Raw genomic sequence first — 16,515 nt, 5'->3', positions numbered from 1 at the left:
CTCTCTTGTTTCAATTACATATCGAATTGTAACGGTAAAGAAAAAATCAAAGTGTGAAGGAAATCACACACCTGGTGTTATTTCTCACATTTCCATGTTGTTTTCACAAAGTTGTCACATTGAGAATTATTTTCATTAAAATCTGCTAACCTATGACGGAGGTCACATAATTGTTCCGTGAGCATTGTTAAAATAGGGCTATAACGAATTACTAATATGAAGGTGATGTTAATGAAGCAAGAGGACATTATAAAAAGGCTTTCAGCTGTTCCTATCTTTAAAGAGTTAACAGCCGAGGAACTGGCGCCTTTTGTCGAGATTGCCCAAACACGTTTTTATAAGCATAAAATGTATGTTTTTATGCAGGATGATCCGATGGACCGGGTTTTCTTTATCCATAGCGGCAAAGTAAAAATTTATAAAACAGATTTTTCTGGCAAGGAACAAATCGTCTCCGTCCTGGAACCAGGAGAAATGTTTCCACATGCAGGCTTTTTCCGAAAGGGAAGTTTTCCTGCACATGCAGAGGTCATGGAGGATGCAAATCTGATTGTCATTCCAATTGATAGATTCGAGGAAATTTTAATATCTTATCCTGAACTTTGTATTAAATTGTTTAAAGTTCTCGGCGAGAAAATAGTAGACCTGCAAAATCGATTGGAGGAGCAAATTCTTCATAATACGTATGAACAAATCGTTTTACTTCTTATAAGATTATGTAAATCGAATGGAGAAAAAATTGACAACCAATTTAGATTAACAACACAATTTACCAACCGTGAGCTTGCCAATATGATTGGAACCTCTAGAGAAACTGTTAGCAGAACCATCAATCAATTAAAAAAGAAAGAATTCATGTTTCTAGATGATGATGGCTACTATTTCATTGACCGTGAATCACTTAAGCAAGAATTATTTTATTAATAGAAGATTTTAGGCAAGTTTCTACCTAATATTGAAAAAAATAAAAAGGAGTTGTTTTATATGGAACAGAGAATCGTTGAACTAGATGTACGTGAGGATTTAAAAAACAAGCTGGAGCCATTTCAAAAAATCATGGGGGCGATTAAAGATTTACAAGAAAATGATATTTTCATTCTTCATGCGACATTTAAACCAGTCCCACTTTTTGCGGTATTAAAAACAAAAGGCTTTAGCCATGAGGCAGAAGAAATTGCCGATGATCACTGGAAGGTTACCTTTACAAAGAATTCAAAGTAATGCAAATAAAGGGTGATACAAAATGATTTTAGATAACCGCGGTCTAGAACCGCCACAACCAATGATGAGAACACTTGCAGCTTTAGAAACTCTTGGGGAAAATGAGGTCTTAACCATCATCAATGATAGACGGCCGATGTTCCTTTATGAGCAGTTGCAAGAATTAGGATATCAACAGCGAACAGAACAACAAGACGACGGAAGTTTTAAAATTGAAATCTTCCGATAAGAAGGTGTAAATCATGCTTCCTCAAAATATGGGGAGTGAGACCAATGTTAAGCTCCCCTTTTCGTTTATTTTCTTTAGTTTAATTGCCTTAGTATTATCACAAATCGTCCTTTTATTTAATGGAGATCTATTGACAGGCGGCAGTTTTCGAATCCCTGCCATTTGGTCGGCAGCACATATGTTAGTTTTAGGCTGGGCGTTAATGGTAGCGATGGGTGCAATGTATCAGCTTGTACCGGTTGCTTTTTTAACAAAAATCTGGAATGAGAAATTTGGATTTCTTCAATTTTTTATTACAGCAATGGGAATTATTGGTTTTGTAGGTTTGCTCTATTCATCACCCCAAAATGCAATCATTCCCGGTGTGCTAACCTTGATTGGGATTTTAATGTTTTTATTCCAAATGGTGATGACATTAAAAAAACAAACAAAGCCAAACATCTTGACTGCTTTTGTTGGTACAGCATTACTTTGTTTATTTATTACTATTGCCATGGGCATTACACTAATTTATTGCCTTAAAACCGGCAGCGGGGCAGGAAACTACCAAGCTATTTTTAAAAGCCATTTGTTAATGGGGGTCACTGGCTGGTTTACCTTGTTGATTTTTGGTTTTTCTTATAAAATGGTGCCAATGTTTTCTTTATCACATGGCTTTCCAATGGTTCAGGCTAGATATGTATATGGATTTTATGCAGCTGGACTCCTTGTTACATTAATAGCCTTTTTAACCGGTACCAGCCTTCTTGTAAAGCTTGGTTTCTTCCTGTTGCTCGTAGGCTTTTCCATCTTTAGCTGGCATATACGAATCATTGTCAAAAAAAGATTAAAGAAAAAATTAGATAAACCATTTTCATTTGCATTAGCTGCAATTGGTTTCGGCAATATCATTCATTTGGCGGCTTTCATTCTTGTGTGGAGCCAGTCATTCAACTCAAGTATTGGTCCGTTAATCTATGCCTATATTATGCTCTGGATTGTATTAAGCATTGTCGGTTATTTATTTAAGATTGTTCCATTCCTTTGGTGGACTTTTAAATATAGTAAAGAAATGGGCAAGCAATCGGTTCCAACTTTAAAAGAGATGATGAATGAAAAACTTGTTCCGCCGCTATTTTCATTATTTATCCTTAGTGTTTTGATTGTTTTTTCCGCATTAACCTTTAAAATTGCGCTTCTCTTTACAATTGGACAATTGATTTTATCCATTGTTTTGATCATCATTGCGATTAATATCATTAGTGTTCTAAAAAAATAGTGAGGTGTTTATCATGAATTTAAAAGAAAAAATCCTTAACGAGCTAAAAAGTGTTTACGATCCAGAGCTTAATATAAATGTTGTCGATCTTGGTTTAATCTATGATTTAGATGTTTCGGACGAAGGAGATGTTAAAATTACCATGACCTTAACAACCCCGGGATGTCCGCTGCATGACAGCATTACAAGCGGTGTTCGATATTGTGTGGAAGGAATCGAAGAAACAAGAAATGTTGACGTAGACCTTGTTTGGACACCAGCCTGGAGCCCAGAAAAAATGACACCGGAAGGTTTAAGATTATTAGGTAGATAGAAGAAAAAGGGTCACGATTGTGACCCTTTTTCTTTACTCTTCTTTAGCTTCAACAGGCAATATCTCTTTTACTTTTTCTAAAATATTTGAGCCCATATCATTCTCAAGCAGAATATGAACGGATCCCCGGTCATTTTCACTTCGGATTAATCTGCCAATTCCTTGACGGAGCCTGAGAAGCATATAAGGAAAATCGATTTCTTCAAAAGCATTTTGCACGCCATCCCGCTTCGCAATAAACACGGGGTCATTCGGCGGAAACGGTAGAGAAAAAATCATGACATTTTCTAAGGAACGTCCAGGAATATCAAGACCTTCCCATAGATGGATAGTGCATAGAATCGAATTTTCCTCATTTTGAAATTTCGATACAAGTGTGCTGATTTCTTCATCGCCTTCAAAATAAATTGGATAGGGAAGCGTATTTGACAATTTCTTCTTAAGTAAAGCCAGTTCATTTTTATTATTCAAGAGAATAAGAGTGCGGCCCTCTGATTCAATAATTTTCTTCTTCAAGTACTCCACTTTATTTTCCATTCTATCTTTTTCAAACCTAGGAAGATAAATCTTCATCAATTCCTTATAGTCGAAAGGAGAAGAAACCGAAAAGGATAAAAATTCATGAATCCCAAGACTTTTTGCCATAAAGTCAAATGATTTTTGATTAGATAAGGTTGCAGATGAAAAAACAAATGGAAGTTGTTGCGAGAATACTTCGTCTCGTAATACCTCTTCCACCATTTTCGGCATAATCACTAGAGTCCGCTCACCCATATTTTCTTCAAACCATGTAATCCCGTTCATTTCCTTGAGAAAAAGTGAAAGTGAATAAGTAATTTGTTCAAGATATTCCTCAACAATTTTTAAATCGTATTCATTTATTACAAATAATTCGCTTTCAAACACGAGTTCTTCTTCAAGCTTTTGCAAAATATCGAGCAGCTTTCTTCCCTGTTTGATTAAGGATGGATGCTTGGAAATGATTTGTTTCTCAGATCCAAGTGAGATTTGGGAAAACTGGGAAATTGCATTGAAAAATAGATCATTTTCGAATAACACCTCTTCAATTGTATAAAGTGTATTTTCGCGAACTTCATTTTCCATCAATCTTGTCAAAAGCGACTCAAGCATAGTGTCTGTGAAGCGATAGCTAAGGGCCTTCTGTGCTGCATATTCCAGTAGGTGACCTTCATCAAATACAACGGAAGAATACTCCGGTAAGAGCGGCAGCTGGCCTTCACGTTTCCTTGATTCTTTTGTCCACACATGTTCCATATAAAAATCATGAGAACAAATGATGAGATCCTTCGCGTGACGGTAGTAATCTCTGTGCAATGTAAGACCGCAGCGATGGCGTTTCTCACAGGAAAAACAATCCTGAACAGGGTCCCAGCTAATTTTTTCCCAGATATCATCGGAAATGACCGGATATTCCTTGCGATCACCATACCTTTCAAAAGCAAGCATCGAGCCATCCGTATGAAGAAATTCAGGTAATTGTTCATAAATATCGCCAAGCTCGTCGGAAAGGTCCAAATCTTTTACTTGATCTAACTTTTTTATACATAAATATTGGTCCCTTGATTTTGCCAGCCGGACATCCATATTTAACCCTAAAACGGATTCAAGTTTGGAAATATCTCCTTCTTTTTTTACTAACTGTTCAATTAAAGTTTCATCCGCACAGGCGATAATAGCCGGGCGGTTTGTGTAACGTGCATACATAATCGCATATAGCAAATAAACAATCGTCTTACCTGTTCCTACTCCCGCTTCAGCAAACATAATTTTTCTATCTTTAAAAGCCTTTTCAAGCTGAAAGGCCATATAAATTTGCTCATCCCTTAATTCGAAACCGGCATCAGGAAGAGTCTCATAAAATAAATCACCAATCCACTCACTTAGTTTGTCATAAAAGGATTCGGTCTTGGAAATGGTAAATGGAAATCGGCTTTGCATATAATCCCCCCATATTTAATGCAGCGTCAAGTGACGCTGCATTTTTCATTTTGACTGTTTTAGTCTTGCCTTTTGATTTGCGCTTCAGACGCTTCGCTTACCTGCTGCCTTGGCGGCCTCTTTCCCCAATATTGATAAAGATCTGTTCGAATAAATCCATTAAAAAGCTTTCTTTTTTTCGTTGCAGGCTTTCCATATAATAGTTCAAAGTTTTCATTTGAAGTCATCATATAAATGGACCAAGTATCAAGCTTGCTAAAAGCCTGACCCATTTCTTTGTACATTTGTTCTACCGCACTTTTATCACCAAGTCGTTCACCGTAGGGTGGGTTCCCAACAATAACACCATATTCCTTTTTAGTCGAAATATCTTTTACCTGCATTTGTTTGAAATGAATTATATCACCAAACCCTGCTTCGAATGCATTTTCCTGAGCAATTTTCACCATACGGTGGTCAATGTCTGAACCTGTAATATCTAGGGGCTGGTCGTAATTTGCCAAGTCCTCCGCCTCAGTTCGAACATCATCCCAAACCTTGGAAGGAATCCAATTCCAACTCTCTGACACAAACTCTCGATTAAATCCTGGAGCAATATTTTGACCAATTAATGCAGCTTCGATCGGAATCGTTCCAGAACCGCAAAAGGGATCTATAAACGGACGGTCAGGCTTCCAATTTGTCAGCATGATAAGAGCAGCTGCAGTGGTTTCCTTTAACGGAGCCAAGCCTTGATCAACACGATAGCCGCGTTTATGAAGCCCTTCACCGCTGGTATCAATTGTAATCGTAGCAATATCCTTTAACATAGCCACTTCAATTCGGTATAATCCACCTGTCTCCTCGAACCAGGAATTCCTTTTATAATGAGTTTTCATTCTTTCAACAACGGCCTTTTTTACAATCGATTGGCAATCTGAAATACTAAATAGCTTGGATTTCACTGATTTTCCGATTACTGGAAACTCTGCATCTTCCGGGAGATATTTTTCCCATGGCAAAGCCTTTGTTTTTTCAAATAATTCATCGAAGGTATATGCTTTAAATTCTCCAATCTTTATCTTGACTCTTGCAGCCGTCCGCAGCCATAAATTAGTACGTGCGATTGCATATTCGTCTCCAGTAAAAGTTATTTTCCCATTATCCACTTCGCATTCATAGCCAAGCGAACGGACTTCTTTCGCAACAAGGGCTTCTAGACCCATCGCTGCAGTTGCGATTAATTGATATTTTCCCATTATTTCACCCTTAATTAATTATGTATGTTCTCATTATAGACCAAATGGAAAGCTAGAATGCACTCGACAAATGAAAATAAAAAAGCCCTCCGCATTAGGAGAGCCGGTCAATTCTTCATACTTTCCCATTAAAAACGTTCTGTAAGCCATGTTCTGTACCATTGTACTACAATCGACTTTTAAGTCTCGTACTTAGGTGGTAATCATCTATCTACAGAATCTTAATGAATCTGTCCTTCTCCTTGTTCAATTCCTCAGAGAAAGTGCCCCTACCATAATTTGGGTTTCTCGCTCGTGGGGTTTACCGCGTTCCACCCTTTCCATTTCTAGAAAGGCTCCGTCACTGTGGCACTTTTATAGGTATTCATACCATATCCCAAAGGACTTAGGTATTTTCCCGGCCGTCAGCTGGATAACCCAGCTGCCCTAGCTTATGAATTCGCTAGGCACGAACACTACGAGCATCGCAGCTCGTGCGAGCATGGACTTTCCTCTACAATTCGCAAATAGCTCCTTGCAGCGATTACCCGAACGTAATTAATGAAGACATTTTTTATTATATGTATTTCATGATGGTAATTCAATGGTTTTTATTAGGAAATTCCGGTACTTTCTGTTAATCGTATAATTTGCTGCCGAAAACATGCTTTTCAAGATTGGATAATCTTTTCAAAATATCGAAATTCGTTGTACCGGCTGGCTGGGAAATCGGCTGCCTTCTTGAAGTCTCTTCAAGCTGCTTGCGTAAGCGGAGATTTTCCTGCTGCATATCTTCTATTTCTTGATAGAAGATTTCATAATCCTTAATAACTAAATCCAAAAATTTATCCACGTCTTCTTGTTTATAACCCCTAACGGCGGTTTTAAACTCTTTTTCTAATATATCCTTTGCTGTTAATTTAACTTTATCAGACAGCATTCAAATCACCTCAAAATTCGCCAATCATTACCTATTATTTTTTCAAAAATATGCTCTTTTGTCAATTTTTCTTTCCTAAATGATTAAAAATCAGATTTCTTGTATTGTTCTTCTTCAACAATCATCTGTAAATCATAAAAGGTAATCAATTGGATAGGATAAGTTTTGCGGCTTTGATATTGAAGAGCTAGTTCATATAGGTATTTGGGACTTCCCTCTTTTTCCTGATCATAAAGGAGGAGGAGAGCATCACTTTTCTCAAGAAAAAATTGGTTTTTGAGCCGAAACTGCCAGGGCTTTTCATATCCTTTTTTTGTAACGGAGTCAACAAAATCGGCCTGCATCAGAACGGTTTCGTACCATTCCCTATTTTTTTCACTCCAGTTAGCCTCTTGCTCCAGAAATGGTGTGATAACGGCAAGCTTTAATTCTGGAAAGTCATTCTGCAGTTCAAAAACAGCCTCCCCGGCCCAAAGCTCAACTCCTAGTTGGCCGCTGATTAAAACCCATTCCAGACCTTCGTCGAGCATTGGAAGTAATTCTTTTTTGATGGCAGCCTTTATAAAAAAAACTGACGGATGATCATTTTGAAAAATCCCTAATTCAAATGGCTTATAACCGGAGATTGTGAGTACCTTTACCAAGTGGCTTCCTCCAAAAAAAATTTTTTAAATAGGACAAACACATTTTAAAAGACAACATATTATATAGTAAACAAAAAAGAAAACAAGGGCTAAAAAGCCCTTGCAAACTTGAATCATTTTAAGGTCTTGGACCCATGAACGGTCCTGGTGCTCCAAACCCTGGTCCTGGTGCTCCAAACCCTGGTCCTGGTGCTCCAAATCCTAGTCCTGGTGCTCCAAATCCTGGTCCTGGTGCTCCAAATCCTGGTCCTCCGAAGCCCGGACCAACCGGTCCAAACCCTGGTCCCATTGGGGCAGCGCAAGGTGAACAACAGTTAATATGTTGGTTACAAACCTCTTCACAACAGGAAGCAGATTCCGGACAGTAGTGTTTGTGTTGATACATATGATGGTTCACTGTTGTAGCGTGAACAGGATGAATGTGTGGCACCACCGTTGATGAGAACGTATGGTTCACAATGTTTGTTGTCGGATGAATGACTGGCGGCGTAATATTAGTACCTAAATACATATTAAGCTCTCCTTTCAAATTGTAATCTATTTACACTAATAGGCTATGATGAAAGGAGGATTCTTGTACTAAGGAAAATACCTAATTTTAAGCTGGACAGAATTTATTTTTGAAAAACCTAAAAGAGCGAATAAAAGCTATCTTTTAAGCTTGTAAAAAGGACAGCAGTCAAACAAACGACAGCGAAAAATAAAAATAAAATTGCCTTATACATATTACCAGCTCCATAATTATTTTTGAGTCGTTTTTACTCATACAGTTTTACATTTTACCTTGTTTGGCAATGATAAACAATATGGAATTGCTGGTTTTTGCGCGAAAAAATTATGAAATTTTTGTTACAAAAAAACGAAATTTGGCGAAGTGACGCTATGGAAGAAGATTTATAGCGATTTTTGCGCTTACCCAGGAAATTTACCGAGTTTTTTCTCCAAACGTTTTAATCTTAACTCGAGTTGTCGATGAGAAAGCGGATGGGTATTCTTTTTTTGTTTATGCAATTGACTGACTGTGTCAATCGCTTTTACACAGTAGTTTCTAGCAATCTCCATATCTTTTATTCTATGTTCATATATTTTTGTCAGTTCAAGGCAGGACTCCAGAACAATTCCCACGTCTTTTGATTCAACTGTTTCACTTAAAAGCTGCACAACCCTTTCCCATTCCCGTTCCTTCTTCAATTGAAAGGCAAGAGCCAGTTTCGCCTGTTCAGAAGGAAGATCACTCCCGCCTACAAGCTTCGTTAACACCTTTTTTGCTTCACTTTCTTCACCTAATGCGGCGAACCATCTTCCAACCTCAAAAGTTTCCATTCTTGTCTGATTCGGGTCAAAGCCGCAAATTTGAAAGGTTAAATGAGTATACAATGTGACAAGGGAAAGGATATCCACTTCATTGTGTTTTAAGATGCCAATCATTCCGTCAGGCTGTTTACTCTCAATAAAATCAAAATAAATCATCGGCGCCAAATAACCCGGAATATCATCAATCCTTTCAACACCTAATACCTCTTTTTCGACAACCGCTAATTTTAAACGGTCCAGTTTATGTTTCCAAAGTCTTCTTGCAGAATGAAACAAATCAAAATGCCCAAACGGCGGTAGTTTTGGAACATGCTCCCTGACAAGAGTATGCCTTGTTTTTACCTGGGGCCAGTCAAACGATTTTCCATTATAGGTTACAAGCGTTTTATAATTTATTTTTTCCAAAAAACTATGATATAAAGGAACCTCTGCACCAGGATTGGGCAAAATATGCTGACGTAATATCAAATCGTTTCCAGAAACACTTGCATAACCAAGTAAAAAAATCGTATTGCCGACACCTCCTCCAAGACCTGTTGTTTCGGTGTCAAAAAAGAATAATTCATCGGCACGATGGTCTTCTGCGGATAATGGATGATTTATAGACAGTTTGTTCCATAATTCAACAGCTGTTAGAAAATCATAAAAACAATAATGTCCATGCTTTTGCGATAATGGATATTTTACCTCTCGGATCAGACAGTAGTTTTGATCCAACACATAGGGGTAAACATTTTCACTTTCCCATTGCTCTCGAAACGGAATCTCCAACATGGAAGGCTCAGGAACACATAAGTCCTTTTCTCCCTGTACTCCCGTTGAAATATGTGGTTTTAAGCGATTTAATTTATTTTTTAAAGACATTATTCACCCTTCCTTTTTCGCCCCGGAAGACTGTCCAAATGCATGAATAATTTTAATTGCATCCTTTTTGGCCTGCACATTTATAGTATCGGCGCCAATACAGGATGGACAACCGGATTCACATTTGCAATGCTCAATCATTTTTCTTGTTTCTTCAAAGACCACTGGCATCCCCTGATAGATTTTTTCACTTAAGCCAATTCCACCAGGATAGCGGTCATAGAAGAAAATCGTTGGTTTTTCGTTATGATCCGCTTTAACCTGCGGGATGACATGAATATCTTGCGGATCTGCCATCACAAACAATGGAGCTATATGGTTTAATGCATGGGCGGCTCCAATTAATCCTTGTTCTAACCTTTCCTGACCCATTTCAGTAAATGACTGTTCCAATGAAATCCATGCCGCATTGGTATGAAGTTCTTCCTCAGGCAGATGGATTGGACCAGAACCGATATTTTCATGAGTTTCAAATTTGATTTTCTTAAAAATTGTTGCCATGGCGCGGACACTTACATCTCCATAACCAATTTCGGCTTGTGTTTGCGAAGCAAGCTTATCGACTTCAAGGACCTTTAATTGGACAGCTAAATTTGCATCAGTAAAATAGTCCACGTCCACTTCTCTTACAAATGCCTTTTTTTCATCCCAATCTAGCTTTTCAACCTGGAATTGCCGGCCTTGATGCAAATAAATGGCTTCTTCATGAAGCAAGGTCATAGCGGAAAAACGGTCCATTTCACCAATTACCCGTACATTCGCCACGTCTGATTGATCAACAATTACAATATTCTCCTGAGACGCAGATCGAAGGCTGATATTATGAGCTGGAAAGGAATCATTCATCCAATACCATTTATCTCCATTTCTATAAAGAATACGCTCCTCAGTTAAATATTCTAACAGCTCCTCTGTATCCAGAGACCCAAATTTCTCTCCGTTTTTAAAAGGAAGTTCATATGCCGCGCATTTCATGTGGTCAATTAAAATGATTAGATTATCGGGATTAATTCTTGCTGTTTCCGGGCTTTTATTAAAAAAGTATTCCGGGTTCTGGATAATATATTGGTCTAGCGGACTTGAACTAGCCACCATGATCACAAGGGCTTCTCCATGCCGTCGTCCGGCCCTGCCCGCCTGCTGCCATGCACTAGATATAGTTCCGGGATAGCCGGTCATTATACAAACCTGCAGCTGTCCAATGTCCACTCCAAGCTCAAGAGCATTTGTGCTGACGACCCCATAAATATCTCCTGAACGCAGACCCTTTTCAATTTTCCTTCTCTCCGTCGGAAGATAGCCACCTCTATATCCCATGATTGATTTTGGACCTAATTGATTTTTCACCAGTTCCTGCAGGTACGTTAAAATAATTTCGACTCTTACCCTGCTTCTCGCAAATACAATCGTTTGAATTTTATTTTTCAGTAATTCGCCGGCAATTTTCCTTACCTCAAGGGTCGCACTTCGCCGAATATTTAGCGGCTTGTTTACAATCGGCGGATTATAAAAAAGAAAGTTTTTCCTCCCACTTGGTGCACCATTTTTATCGATTAAGCACATCTTTTCTTCCGTTAACGCTTCTGCTAGTTCAAGTGGATTTGCAATCGTTGCTGATGTACATATAAAAACGGGGTTGCTTCCATAATACTGGCAAATCCGTTTTAATCTTCGAATCACATTGGCAACATGACTGCCAAAAACCCCCCGGTACGTATGAAGCTCATCAATCACAACAAATTTAAGATTCTCAAAGAGGGACACCCATTTCGTATGATGCGGGAGAATGGCAGAATGGAGCATATCCGGATTGGTAATGACGACATGTCCCGCTTTCCTTACTCTTTGCCGAATGGTAGCAGGCGTATCTCCGTCATAGGTATAACTATTTATATCCACACCCGCAGCTTGAATGATTTCGTTAATTTCACTTTTTTGATCTTGTGCAAGGGCTTTTGTCGGGAACATATACAATGCCCGTGCATTTGGGTTTTGAAGAATCGTTTGCAGAACAGGCAAATTATAACAAAGGGTTTTTCCCGAAGCGGTTGGTGTTACTGCAACAACGCTCCTGCCAGCCATAATGCTCTTATAAGCCGCATACTGATGCGTATAAAGTTCTTGGATTCCCTTACTATTCAAGGCCTGTCCTAAGACAGGATGTAATGTTTCAGGCAATGAAACCGTTTGTGCCGGTTTTTCCTCAATTGTTCGCCATATCACGATATTTTCTTTAAATTGTTCATTTGTCTTTAACTCAGATATAATTTCCTGCAGGCTTTTTTTCAACTTCATAAACCTCACCTCAATACTATTATTTTATCGAATGAACGTTCGTGGTAAAAGATTTTTCTTTATTTATCGGCTGGATGATTATTCCATCTCCTTTTTAGCCATAATTTCGTAACATTTTAAACAGCTTTTAAAAAATCATTTGAACAATGATTAAATTATTGCTTGTTTTTTTGATACAATAGATTAAAACTAATTTAATGTGGTGAAAGCATGAAAATTGAAGAAATTAAAAAAGTACTTTCAGAATTCACTCTTTTCCGGGACTTAAATGACTATGAATTAACAAAAATAACGGATATTGCGATTGTCAGAGAATGGAAAAAGCATAGCCATGTTTTTTTACAAGGAGACCCGCTAGAAAATGTCTACTTTATTAAAAATGGTAAAGTAAAAATCTATAAAAGTGATATTAGCGGGAAGGAACAACTTGTCAACGTAATGAAAAAGGGTGAAATGTTCCCGCATGTTGGCTTTTTTAGAAAAGGAGACTATCCTGCTTATGCTGAAATCCTCGAGCCTTCAACCTTGATTGCAATCCCCATTCTAAAGTTTGAAACTGTCCTAATTGAAAACCCTGAGTTATGTATAAAGGTATTTCGTGTCCTAGGGGAAAAAATTGTTGATTTGCAAAATCGGTTGGAGGAACAAATTCTTAATAATACGTATGAACAAATTGTAAAATTACTCATACGCCTAGCCCAAAAGTATGGCAAGAAGCTTGAAGATGGCACCATCCTCTTAAAAGCGGAATTTACCAATAAGGATCTTGCCAATATGATTGGAACAACTCGTGAAACGATTAGCCGAACACTGACAAAGATGAAAAAAGAGGAATTAATTGAAGTTGACGATGAAGGTAATATGATGCTTGATATTGAAATTCTTATGGAAGAAATTCATTTAATCTAATGAAAGTTCAACCGCTGCCTCAATTGGCAGCGGTTATCATTTATCAGATTCAATCCAAGCCCTAGTCTTCCTATTATTCAGGCACATACCTAATTCTGTCAGCATATGATGTTGTGTGAAATTCTTGAAAGTGAGGGAATTACAATGTCATCCATGCTTCCGAGCGATCCAAATAATAAAAAAAAATCAAAGACTGAGCCGTTCAGCGACTTATTCAAATCCGTGAATGACTTGTTTCATGAGCAGCCTATTCGAGGTTTTTTACAATCGATTGATGAATTTTTTAAAACACCTTTTCCACTTGGTACGGCCTTTCCCGTTGAAACGGTTGAAACAAAGGAAGAATATATTATTACGGCAGAGCTTCCGGGCGTCAAAAGAGAGCAAATTCATTTAAATATTTCCGGGCATTACCTAACAATTTCCATTGAAAATAATGAAATGATAACCGAGGAAGATGAAAAAAATCAACTTTACCAAAAAAGGCAGTTGCGCCAGCACTCCTCCAGAACGATTTCACTTCCCTACCAAATCAATGAGAAAAAAGTGAGAGCTTCCTATCGTGACGGCTTATTACAAATACGAATTCCTCAGGAAAAAGGAAAAGTTATTAGAATTGAAGAATAATATAAAAAAGGCGGCTTGCATTAAGCCGTCTTTCTTTTAAGTCTTAAACATTCCGCCAAGCCCCTTTACCAGCGTAGAAACTTGATTAACTGCATTCATCATTGTACCAGCCGTATTCATCATTTTATTAAGATCTACTGTCCCATCCTGGGACTTAAACGAATTCATAATCGACTTCATTCCACCAGGCTGTTTAGGGATCATATTTTGTTTTGGATAAGGATTCATCATGGGATACCCATTCATTGGCATATATTGATTAGGAATCTTTTTCTCCTGCGGCTGAAGAGGGTTTTGGAAAAGAAACTGCGAATCCTTTTGTAAATACGGCTGATTCGATAGGGGCATTTGCTGTTGAAACATTCCTTGCTGATAACTTGGACCAACCATTTTCGGTAAGTATGGGTTTTGCTGTTGGTACTGGTTCCAATCATAATTTTGAGTTGGGGGCGGATACGGAAATGGCTGATTTAAGACAATCCCTTGATGAGTTCTTTCATAATCAACTGGCCACCCATGCTTCCTTTGCCCCGGTAATCCATTATTGAAGTAGGGATTTGGCCTATAGTTACCATACATGGGCAAACATCTCCTCCGCACTTTCATTACTTCACTTTATGATAAAAACCCAAGAAAGGTGATTAATTTTCGAAGCACAGCAGCTTGTCAAAACGAAGCGAATTTTGTCTAAAGTTTAAATATTTCAAAAATAAAAATTCACTTTTTTTCGTGATACGATAGAAACAAGGTGAAGGAGGAGAAATCTATGGATATTCATGAATTAAAAAGCAAATTTATTCAAAGTCGAGATTACAGCACTGATGATGTAAATGCACTAATGGATTTTGCCAAGAAAGCCTATATTCACAATGAAATTAACATTAAAGAATATCGCCTTCTTGTCCGTGAACTTGAATCTCAAGGCGCGGTTATTCCTGAAAATTTAAAGGAAAACTCCCTCATCCAAAATTCTAACTAAATCACTTTAAAGAGATGCTCTTAATTGGCATCTCTTTCTATTTTCCTAATTCCTTTAATATCCCTGTTAAAAAATATTCAACTGTTCGATTTGTATTTGTAAACCTTGTTCGACTTGTTTCAGGGAAAAAGGCTTGAATGGATAAATCGGAAATATGTTCTGCAGTTAAATCAACTTGTTTTTCATGAATATGTTTATAGGAGTTTCCACTTAGCCATTTTTTCATTAACTCCCTCCATTCATCCGTTATCACCTTCATCTCATCCGCAAAAGGTTTAATCACTTGATGGAAATCCTGTTTTATCCCTGTTTCACGAACTTCTAGATAATTTTTCAAAAATAATTGATTGTTCCGAAGTAATTTTTCTGTTAATTCCGCAAGTCGTTCCTCCATATACTTCCTTCTTTCTTCGGCAAAAATAAAAAGTAGCCATGAATGACAAAGCTACTTAAATGATATTCTCTATTTTACTGTTTATTAAAAGCCAAGTTCAAGCTTTAGCCTTCCTGAAACATGATTTTGCTTTAATTCTGTATTATTGGGAGTATTTAGGTTAAGATGCCCTATTTCCTCTTCTATTGCTGATAATTTTTGTTTAGGCACTGTCAATTTATTAAGTTCTTCTTCCTCTAAACCGATTCGAAGGTCTGAGAAAGATGCCTCAAGAACCGACTCTAATTCTTCCAATTGATCATATATATCTGTCAGCATCGTAAGCAGCATTTCTTTTTCAGACATTGGCTTATCCATTATTAACAGCCTCCTCACGTTTATCTATATGGTATTATTCTCCCTCTTTCTCCTGCTTCCTTCTACCCTGACAAAACTAGAAGTTATTCGTCAAACAAAGTGTAAATTTGGCATTTTCAGCTTTAGTTTTCGACAAATCGTAATTCGAATGAAATACGCAAAAACGTACAAGCTAGAAATGGAGGTGTTTATCAATGACAAATAAAAAACAGCAAAATAAGAATCCGAGACCATCGGAGACTGAAAAAAGAGATGGCTATGGTGATAAAAAACTAGAGGGTCCAAATCGGCCGGCAGAATAACGAAAAAAGTAAAGAATTCCTTGCTCAGGCTGTCGAAAACCTTTCGATAGCCTTTATTCATTTCTTTAACAAATCTTTATTGTAATTAGGTTAATATAGGCTCTTCAACAGGTGTATAAATAAAAACCTACAACATTATTGTGAGGCTTATAGAGAATACAGGTCTAATTTAAAGAAGTGTGGGACTGCCCATACTATCCAAATGTAACGCTCAAAAAATAAAGTAAAAGTCGTAACACGGCAAACCACTTTTCTTTTCCCTTTTAACAGTAATACCAGCTCGATTGGACAATGAAACCACTTTTCTTTTCCCTTTTAACGAGAAAACCAGCTTGTTCGGGCAATGAAACCACTTTTCTTTTCCCTTTTAACCGTAATACCAGCTTAATTGGGCAATGAAACCACTTTTCTTTTCCCTTTTAACAGTAATACCAGCTCGATTGGACAATGAAACCACTTTTCTTTTCCCTTTTAACCGTAATACCAGCTTAATTGGGCAATGAAACCACTTTTCTTTTCCCTTTTAACCGTAATACCAGCTTAATTGGGCAATGAAACCACTTTTCTTTTCCCTTTTAACGAGAAAACCAGCTCGTTCGGGCAATGAAACCACTTTTCTTTTCCCTTTTAACCGTAATACCAGCTTAATTGGGCAATGAAACCACTTTTCTTTTCCCTTTTAACGAGAAAACC

The 16,515-nt window shown here is 37.6% G+C and carries 18 protein-coding genes and 1 other RNA gene; 8 read left to right on the top strand and 11 right to left on the bottom strand.

The features are described from left to right. Positions 1–231: 231 nt before the first annotated feature. Genes J2Y67_RS02700 through J2Y67_RS02680 form a run of 5 tightly spaced genes read left to right on the top strand, consistent with a single transcriptional unit; the run spans position 232 to position 3,021 of the window. Positions 232–924, top strand: a complete 693-nt coding sequence (locus J2Y67_RS02700; protein WP_310170301.1) for a Crp/Fnr family transcriptional regulator — start codon at positions 232–234, stop codon at positions 922–924. A 60-nt stretch (positions 925–984) separates the two neighbouring features. Further along, on the top strand, positions 985–1,221 hold the full coding sequence (locus J2Y67_RS02695; RefSeq protein WP_310170298.1) for a DUF2249 domain-containing protein: 237 nt from the start codon (positions 985–987) through the stop codon (positions 1,219–1,221). 22 nt (positions 1,222–1,243) lie between these two features. Continuing rightward, the gene (locus J2Y67_RS02690) at positions 1,244–1,450 is read left to right on the top strand and encodes a DUF2249 domain-containing protein (protein ID WP_310170296.1); all 207 of its coding nucleotides are present in this window, start codon (positions 1,244–1,246) and stop codon (positions 1,448–1,450) included. Between the two features lie 13 nt (positions 1,451–1,463). Further along, positions 1,464–2,708, top strand: a complete 1,245-nt coding sequence (locus J2Y67_RS02685) for a hypothetical protein (RefSeq protein ID WP_310170294.1) — start codon at positions 1,464–1,466, stop codon at positions 2,706–2,708. A 13-nt stretch (positions 2,709–2,721) separates the two neighbouring features. Continuing rightward, a complete protein-coding gene (locus J2Y67_RS02680) occupies positions 2,722–3,021 on the top strand; it encodes a metal-sulfur cluster assembly factor (protein WP_310170292.1) in 300 nt (99 codons plus the stop codon). A 33-nt stretch (positions 3,022–3,054) separates the two neighbouring features. On the opposite strand, the gene J2Y67_RS02675 is transcribed toward J2Y67_RS02680, so the two are convergent. The 8 genes from J2Y67_RS02675 to J2Y67_RS02640 all read right to left on the bottom strand — a co-directional run bounded on the left by J2Y67_RS02675 (position 3,055) and on the right by J2Y67_RS02640 (position 12,254). Continuing rightward, positions 3,055–4,980 (bottom strand): ATP-dependent DNA helicase, encoded by a 1,926-nt coding sequence (locus tag J2Y67_RS02675; protein ID WP_310170290.1) that lies wholly within the window; start codon positions 4,978–4,980, stop codon positions 3,055–3,057. A 59-nt stretch (positions 4,981–5,039) separates the two neighbouring features. Next, positions 5,040–6,218, bottom strand: coding sequence for a THUMP domain-containing class I SAM-dependent RNA methyltransferase (locus tag J2Y67_RS02670; RefSeq protein ID WP_310170289.1), 1,179 nt, complete (start codon positions 6,216–6,218; stop codon positions 5,040–5,042). Between the two features lie 137 nt (positions 6,219–6,355). Further along, an RNA gene (gene rnpB / locus J2Y67_RS02665) (RNase P RNA component class B) lies at positions 6,356–6,753 on the bottom strand. Positions 6,754–6,834: 81 nt separating this feature from the next. Then, complete coding sequence (gene gpsB, locus J2Y67_RS02660) at positions 6,835–7,137, bottom strand: cell division regulator GpsB (protein ID WP_310170287.1); 303 nt, start codon at positions 7,135–7,137, stop codon at positions 6,835–6,837. An 83-nt stretch (positions 7,138–7,220) separates the two neighbouring features. Further along, on the bottom strand, positions 7,221–7,781 hold the full coding sequence (locus J2Y67_RS02655; RefSeq protein ID WP_310170285.1) for an SLOG family protein: 561 nt from the start codon (positions 7,779–7,781) through the stop codon (positions 7,221–7,223). Between the two features lie 118 nt (positions 7,782–7,899). Further along, entirely contained in the window at positions 7,900–8,292 is a 393-nt protein-coding gene (locus J2Y67_RS02650) for a CotD family spore coat protein (RefSeq protein WP_310170282.1), read from the bottom strand. A 401-nt stretch (positions 8,293–8,693) separates the two neighbouring features. Next, positions 8,694–9,959 carry a ribonuclease H-like domain-containing protein gene (locus J2Y67_RS02645; protein ID WP_310170279.1) on the bottom strand — a complete coding sequence of 422 codons (1,266 nt, stop codon included), beginning with the start codon at positions 9,957–9,959 and terminating at the stop codon, positions 8,694–8,696. Between the two features lie 3 nt (positions 9,960–9,962). Then, a complete protein-coding gene (locus J2Y67_RS02640) occupies positions 9,963–12,254 on the bottom strand; it encodes a DEAD/DEAH box helicase (RefSeq protein WP_310170277.1) in 2,292 nt (763 codons plus the stop codon). 210 nt (positions 12,255–12,464) lie between these two features. Here J2Y67_RS02640 and J2Y67_RS02635 point away from each other — a divergent pair, with 210 nt between their 5' ends. Continuing rightward, positions 12,465–13,163 (top strand): Crp/Fnr family transcriptional regulator, encoded by a 699-nt coding sequence (locus J2Y67_RS02635; protein ID WP_310170275.1) that lies wholly within the window; start codon positions 12,465–12,467, stop codon positions 13,161–13,163. 144 nt (positions 13,164–13,307) lie between these two features. Continuing rightward, positions 13,308–13,790: an Hsp20/alpha crystallin family protein gene (locus tag J2Y67_RS02630; protein WP_310170273.1), complete on the top strand. Its 483-nt coding sequence runs from the start codon at positions 13,308–13,310 to the stop codon at positions 13,788–13,790. A gap of 36 nt (positions 13,791–13,826) precedes the next feature. Here the strand turns inward: J2Y67_RS02630 and J2Y67_RS02625 are convergent, their stop codons facing one another. Beyond that, positions 13,827–14,369, bottom strand: coding sequence for a YppG family protein (locus J2Y67_RS02625; RefSeq protein ID WP_310170271.1), 543 nt, complete (start codon positions 14,367–14,369; stop codon positions 13,827–13,829). A 187-nt stretch (positions 14,370–14,556) separates the two neighbouring features. Here J2Y67_RS02625 and J2Y67_RS02620 point away from each other — a divergent pair, with 187 nt between their 5' ends. Continuing rightward, the gene (locus J2Y67_RS02620; protein WP_310170268.1) at positions 14,557–14,769 is read left to right on the top strand and encodes a YppF family protein; all 213 of its coding nucleotides are present in this window, start codon (positions 14,557–14,559) and stop codon (positions 14,767–14,769) included. 37 nt (positions 14,770–14,806) lie between these two features. Here J2Y67_RS02620 and J2Y67_RS02615 read toward each other — a convergent pair whose 3' ends face one another. Then, positions 14,807–15,163 carry a YppE family protein gene (locus J2Y67_RS02615; protein ID WP_310170266.1) on the bottom strand — a complete coding sequence of 119 codons (357 nt, stop codon included), beginning with the start codon at positions 15,161–15,163 and terminating at the stop codon, positions 14,807–14,809. Between the two features lie 84 nt (positions 15,164–15,247). Then, a complete protein-coding gene (locus J2Y67_RS02610) occupies positions 15,248–15,520 on the bottom strand; it encodes a hypothetical protein (protein WP_310170263.1) in 273 nt (90 codons plus the stop codon). Positions 15,521–16,515 lie beyond the last annotated feature (995 nt).

Origin of the sequence: Neobacillus niacini (genome assembly GCF_031456445.1) — a bacterium.
In the GTDB taxonomy this organism is placed as follows: domain Bacteria; phylum Bacillota; class Bacilli; order Bacillales; family Cytobacillaceae; genus Neobacillus; species Neobacillus niacini_I.
The sequence above is the reverse complement of the archived record's forward strand: the minus strand, read 5'-3'. Positions and strand labels throughout refer to the sequence as shown.

Bases quoted from the DNA above. Each gene is read 5' to 3' on its own strand.
- J2Y67_RS02635 (WP_310170275.1), top strand. From the start codon at position 12,465: ATGAAAATTGAAGAAATTAAAAAAGTACTTTCAGAATTCACTCTTTTC.
- J2Y67_RS02690 (WP_310170296.1), top strand. From the start codon at position 1,244: ATGATTTTAGATAACCGCGGTCTAGAACCGCCACAACCAATGATGAGA.
- J2Y67_RS02610 (WP_310170263.1), bottom strand. From the start codon at position 15,520: ATGGATAAGCCAATGTCTGAAAAAGAAATGCTGCTTACGATGCTGACA.
- J2Y67_RS02695 (WP_310170298.1), top strand. From the start codon at position 985: ATGGAACAGAGAATCGTTGAACTAGATGTACGTGAGGATTTAAAAAAC.
- J2Y67_RS02615 (WP_310170266.1), bottom strand. From the start codon at position 15,163: ATGGAGGAACGACTTGCGGAATTAACAGAAAAATTACTTCGGAACAAT.
- J2Y67_RS02620 (WP_310170268.1), top strand. From the start codon at position 14,557: ATGGATATTCATGAATTAAAAAGCAAATTTATTCAAAGTCGAGATTAC.
- gpsB (WP_310170287.1), bottom strand. From the start codon at position 7,137: ATGCTGTCTGATAAAGTTAAATTAACAGCAAAGGATATATTAGAAAAA.
- J2Y67_RS02645 (WP_310170279.1), bottom strand. From the start codon at position 9,959: ATGTCTTTAAAAAATAAATTAAATCGCTTAAAACCACATATTTCAACG.
- J2Y67_RS02630 (WP_310170273.1), top strand. From the start codon at position 13,308: ATGTCATCCATGCTTCCGAGCGATCCAAATAATAAAAAAAAATCAAAG.
- J2Y67_RS02640 (WP_310170277.1), bottom strand. From the start codon at position 12,254: ATGAAGTTGAAAAAAAGCCTGCAGGAAATTATATCTGAGTTAAAGACA.
- J2Y67_RS02670 (WP_310170289.1), bottom strand. From the start codon at position 6,218: ATGGGAAAATATCAATTAATCGCAACTGCAGCGATGGGTCTAGAAGCC.
- J2Y67_RS02625 (WP_310170271.1), bottom strand. From the start codon at position 14,369: ATGTATGGTAACTATAGGCCAAATCCCTACTTCAATAATGGATTACCG.
- J2Y67_RS02675 (WP_310170290.1), bottom strand. From the start codon at position 4,980: ATGCAAAGCCGATTTCCATTTACCATTTCCAAGACCGAATCCTTTTAT.
- J2Y67_RS02680 (WP_310170292.1), top strand. From the start codon at position 2,722: ATGAATTTAAAAGAAAAAATCCTTAACGAGCTAAAAAGTGTTTACGAT.
- J2Y67_RS02650 (WP_310170282.1), bottom strand. From the start codon at position 8,292: ATGTATTTAGGTACTAATATTACGCCGCCAGTCATTCATCCGACAACA.
- J2Y67_RS02700 (WP_310170301.1), top strand. From the start codon at position 232: ATGAAGCAAGAGGACATTATAAAAAGGCTTTCAGCTGTTCCTATCTTT.
- J2Y67_RS02685 (WP_310170294.1), top strand. From the start codon at position 1,464: ATGCTTCCTCAAAATATGGGGAGTGAGACCAATGTTAAGCTCCCCTTT.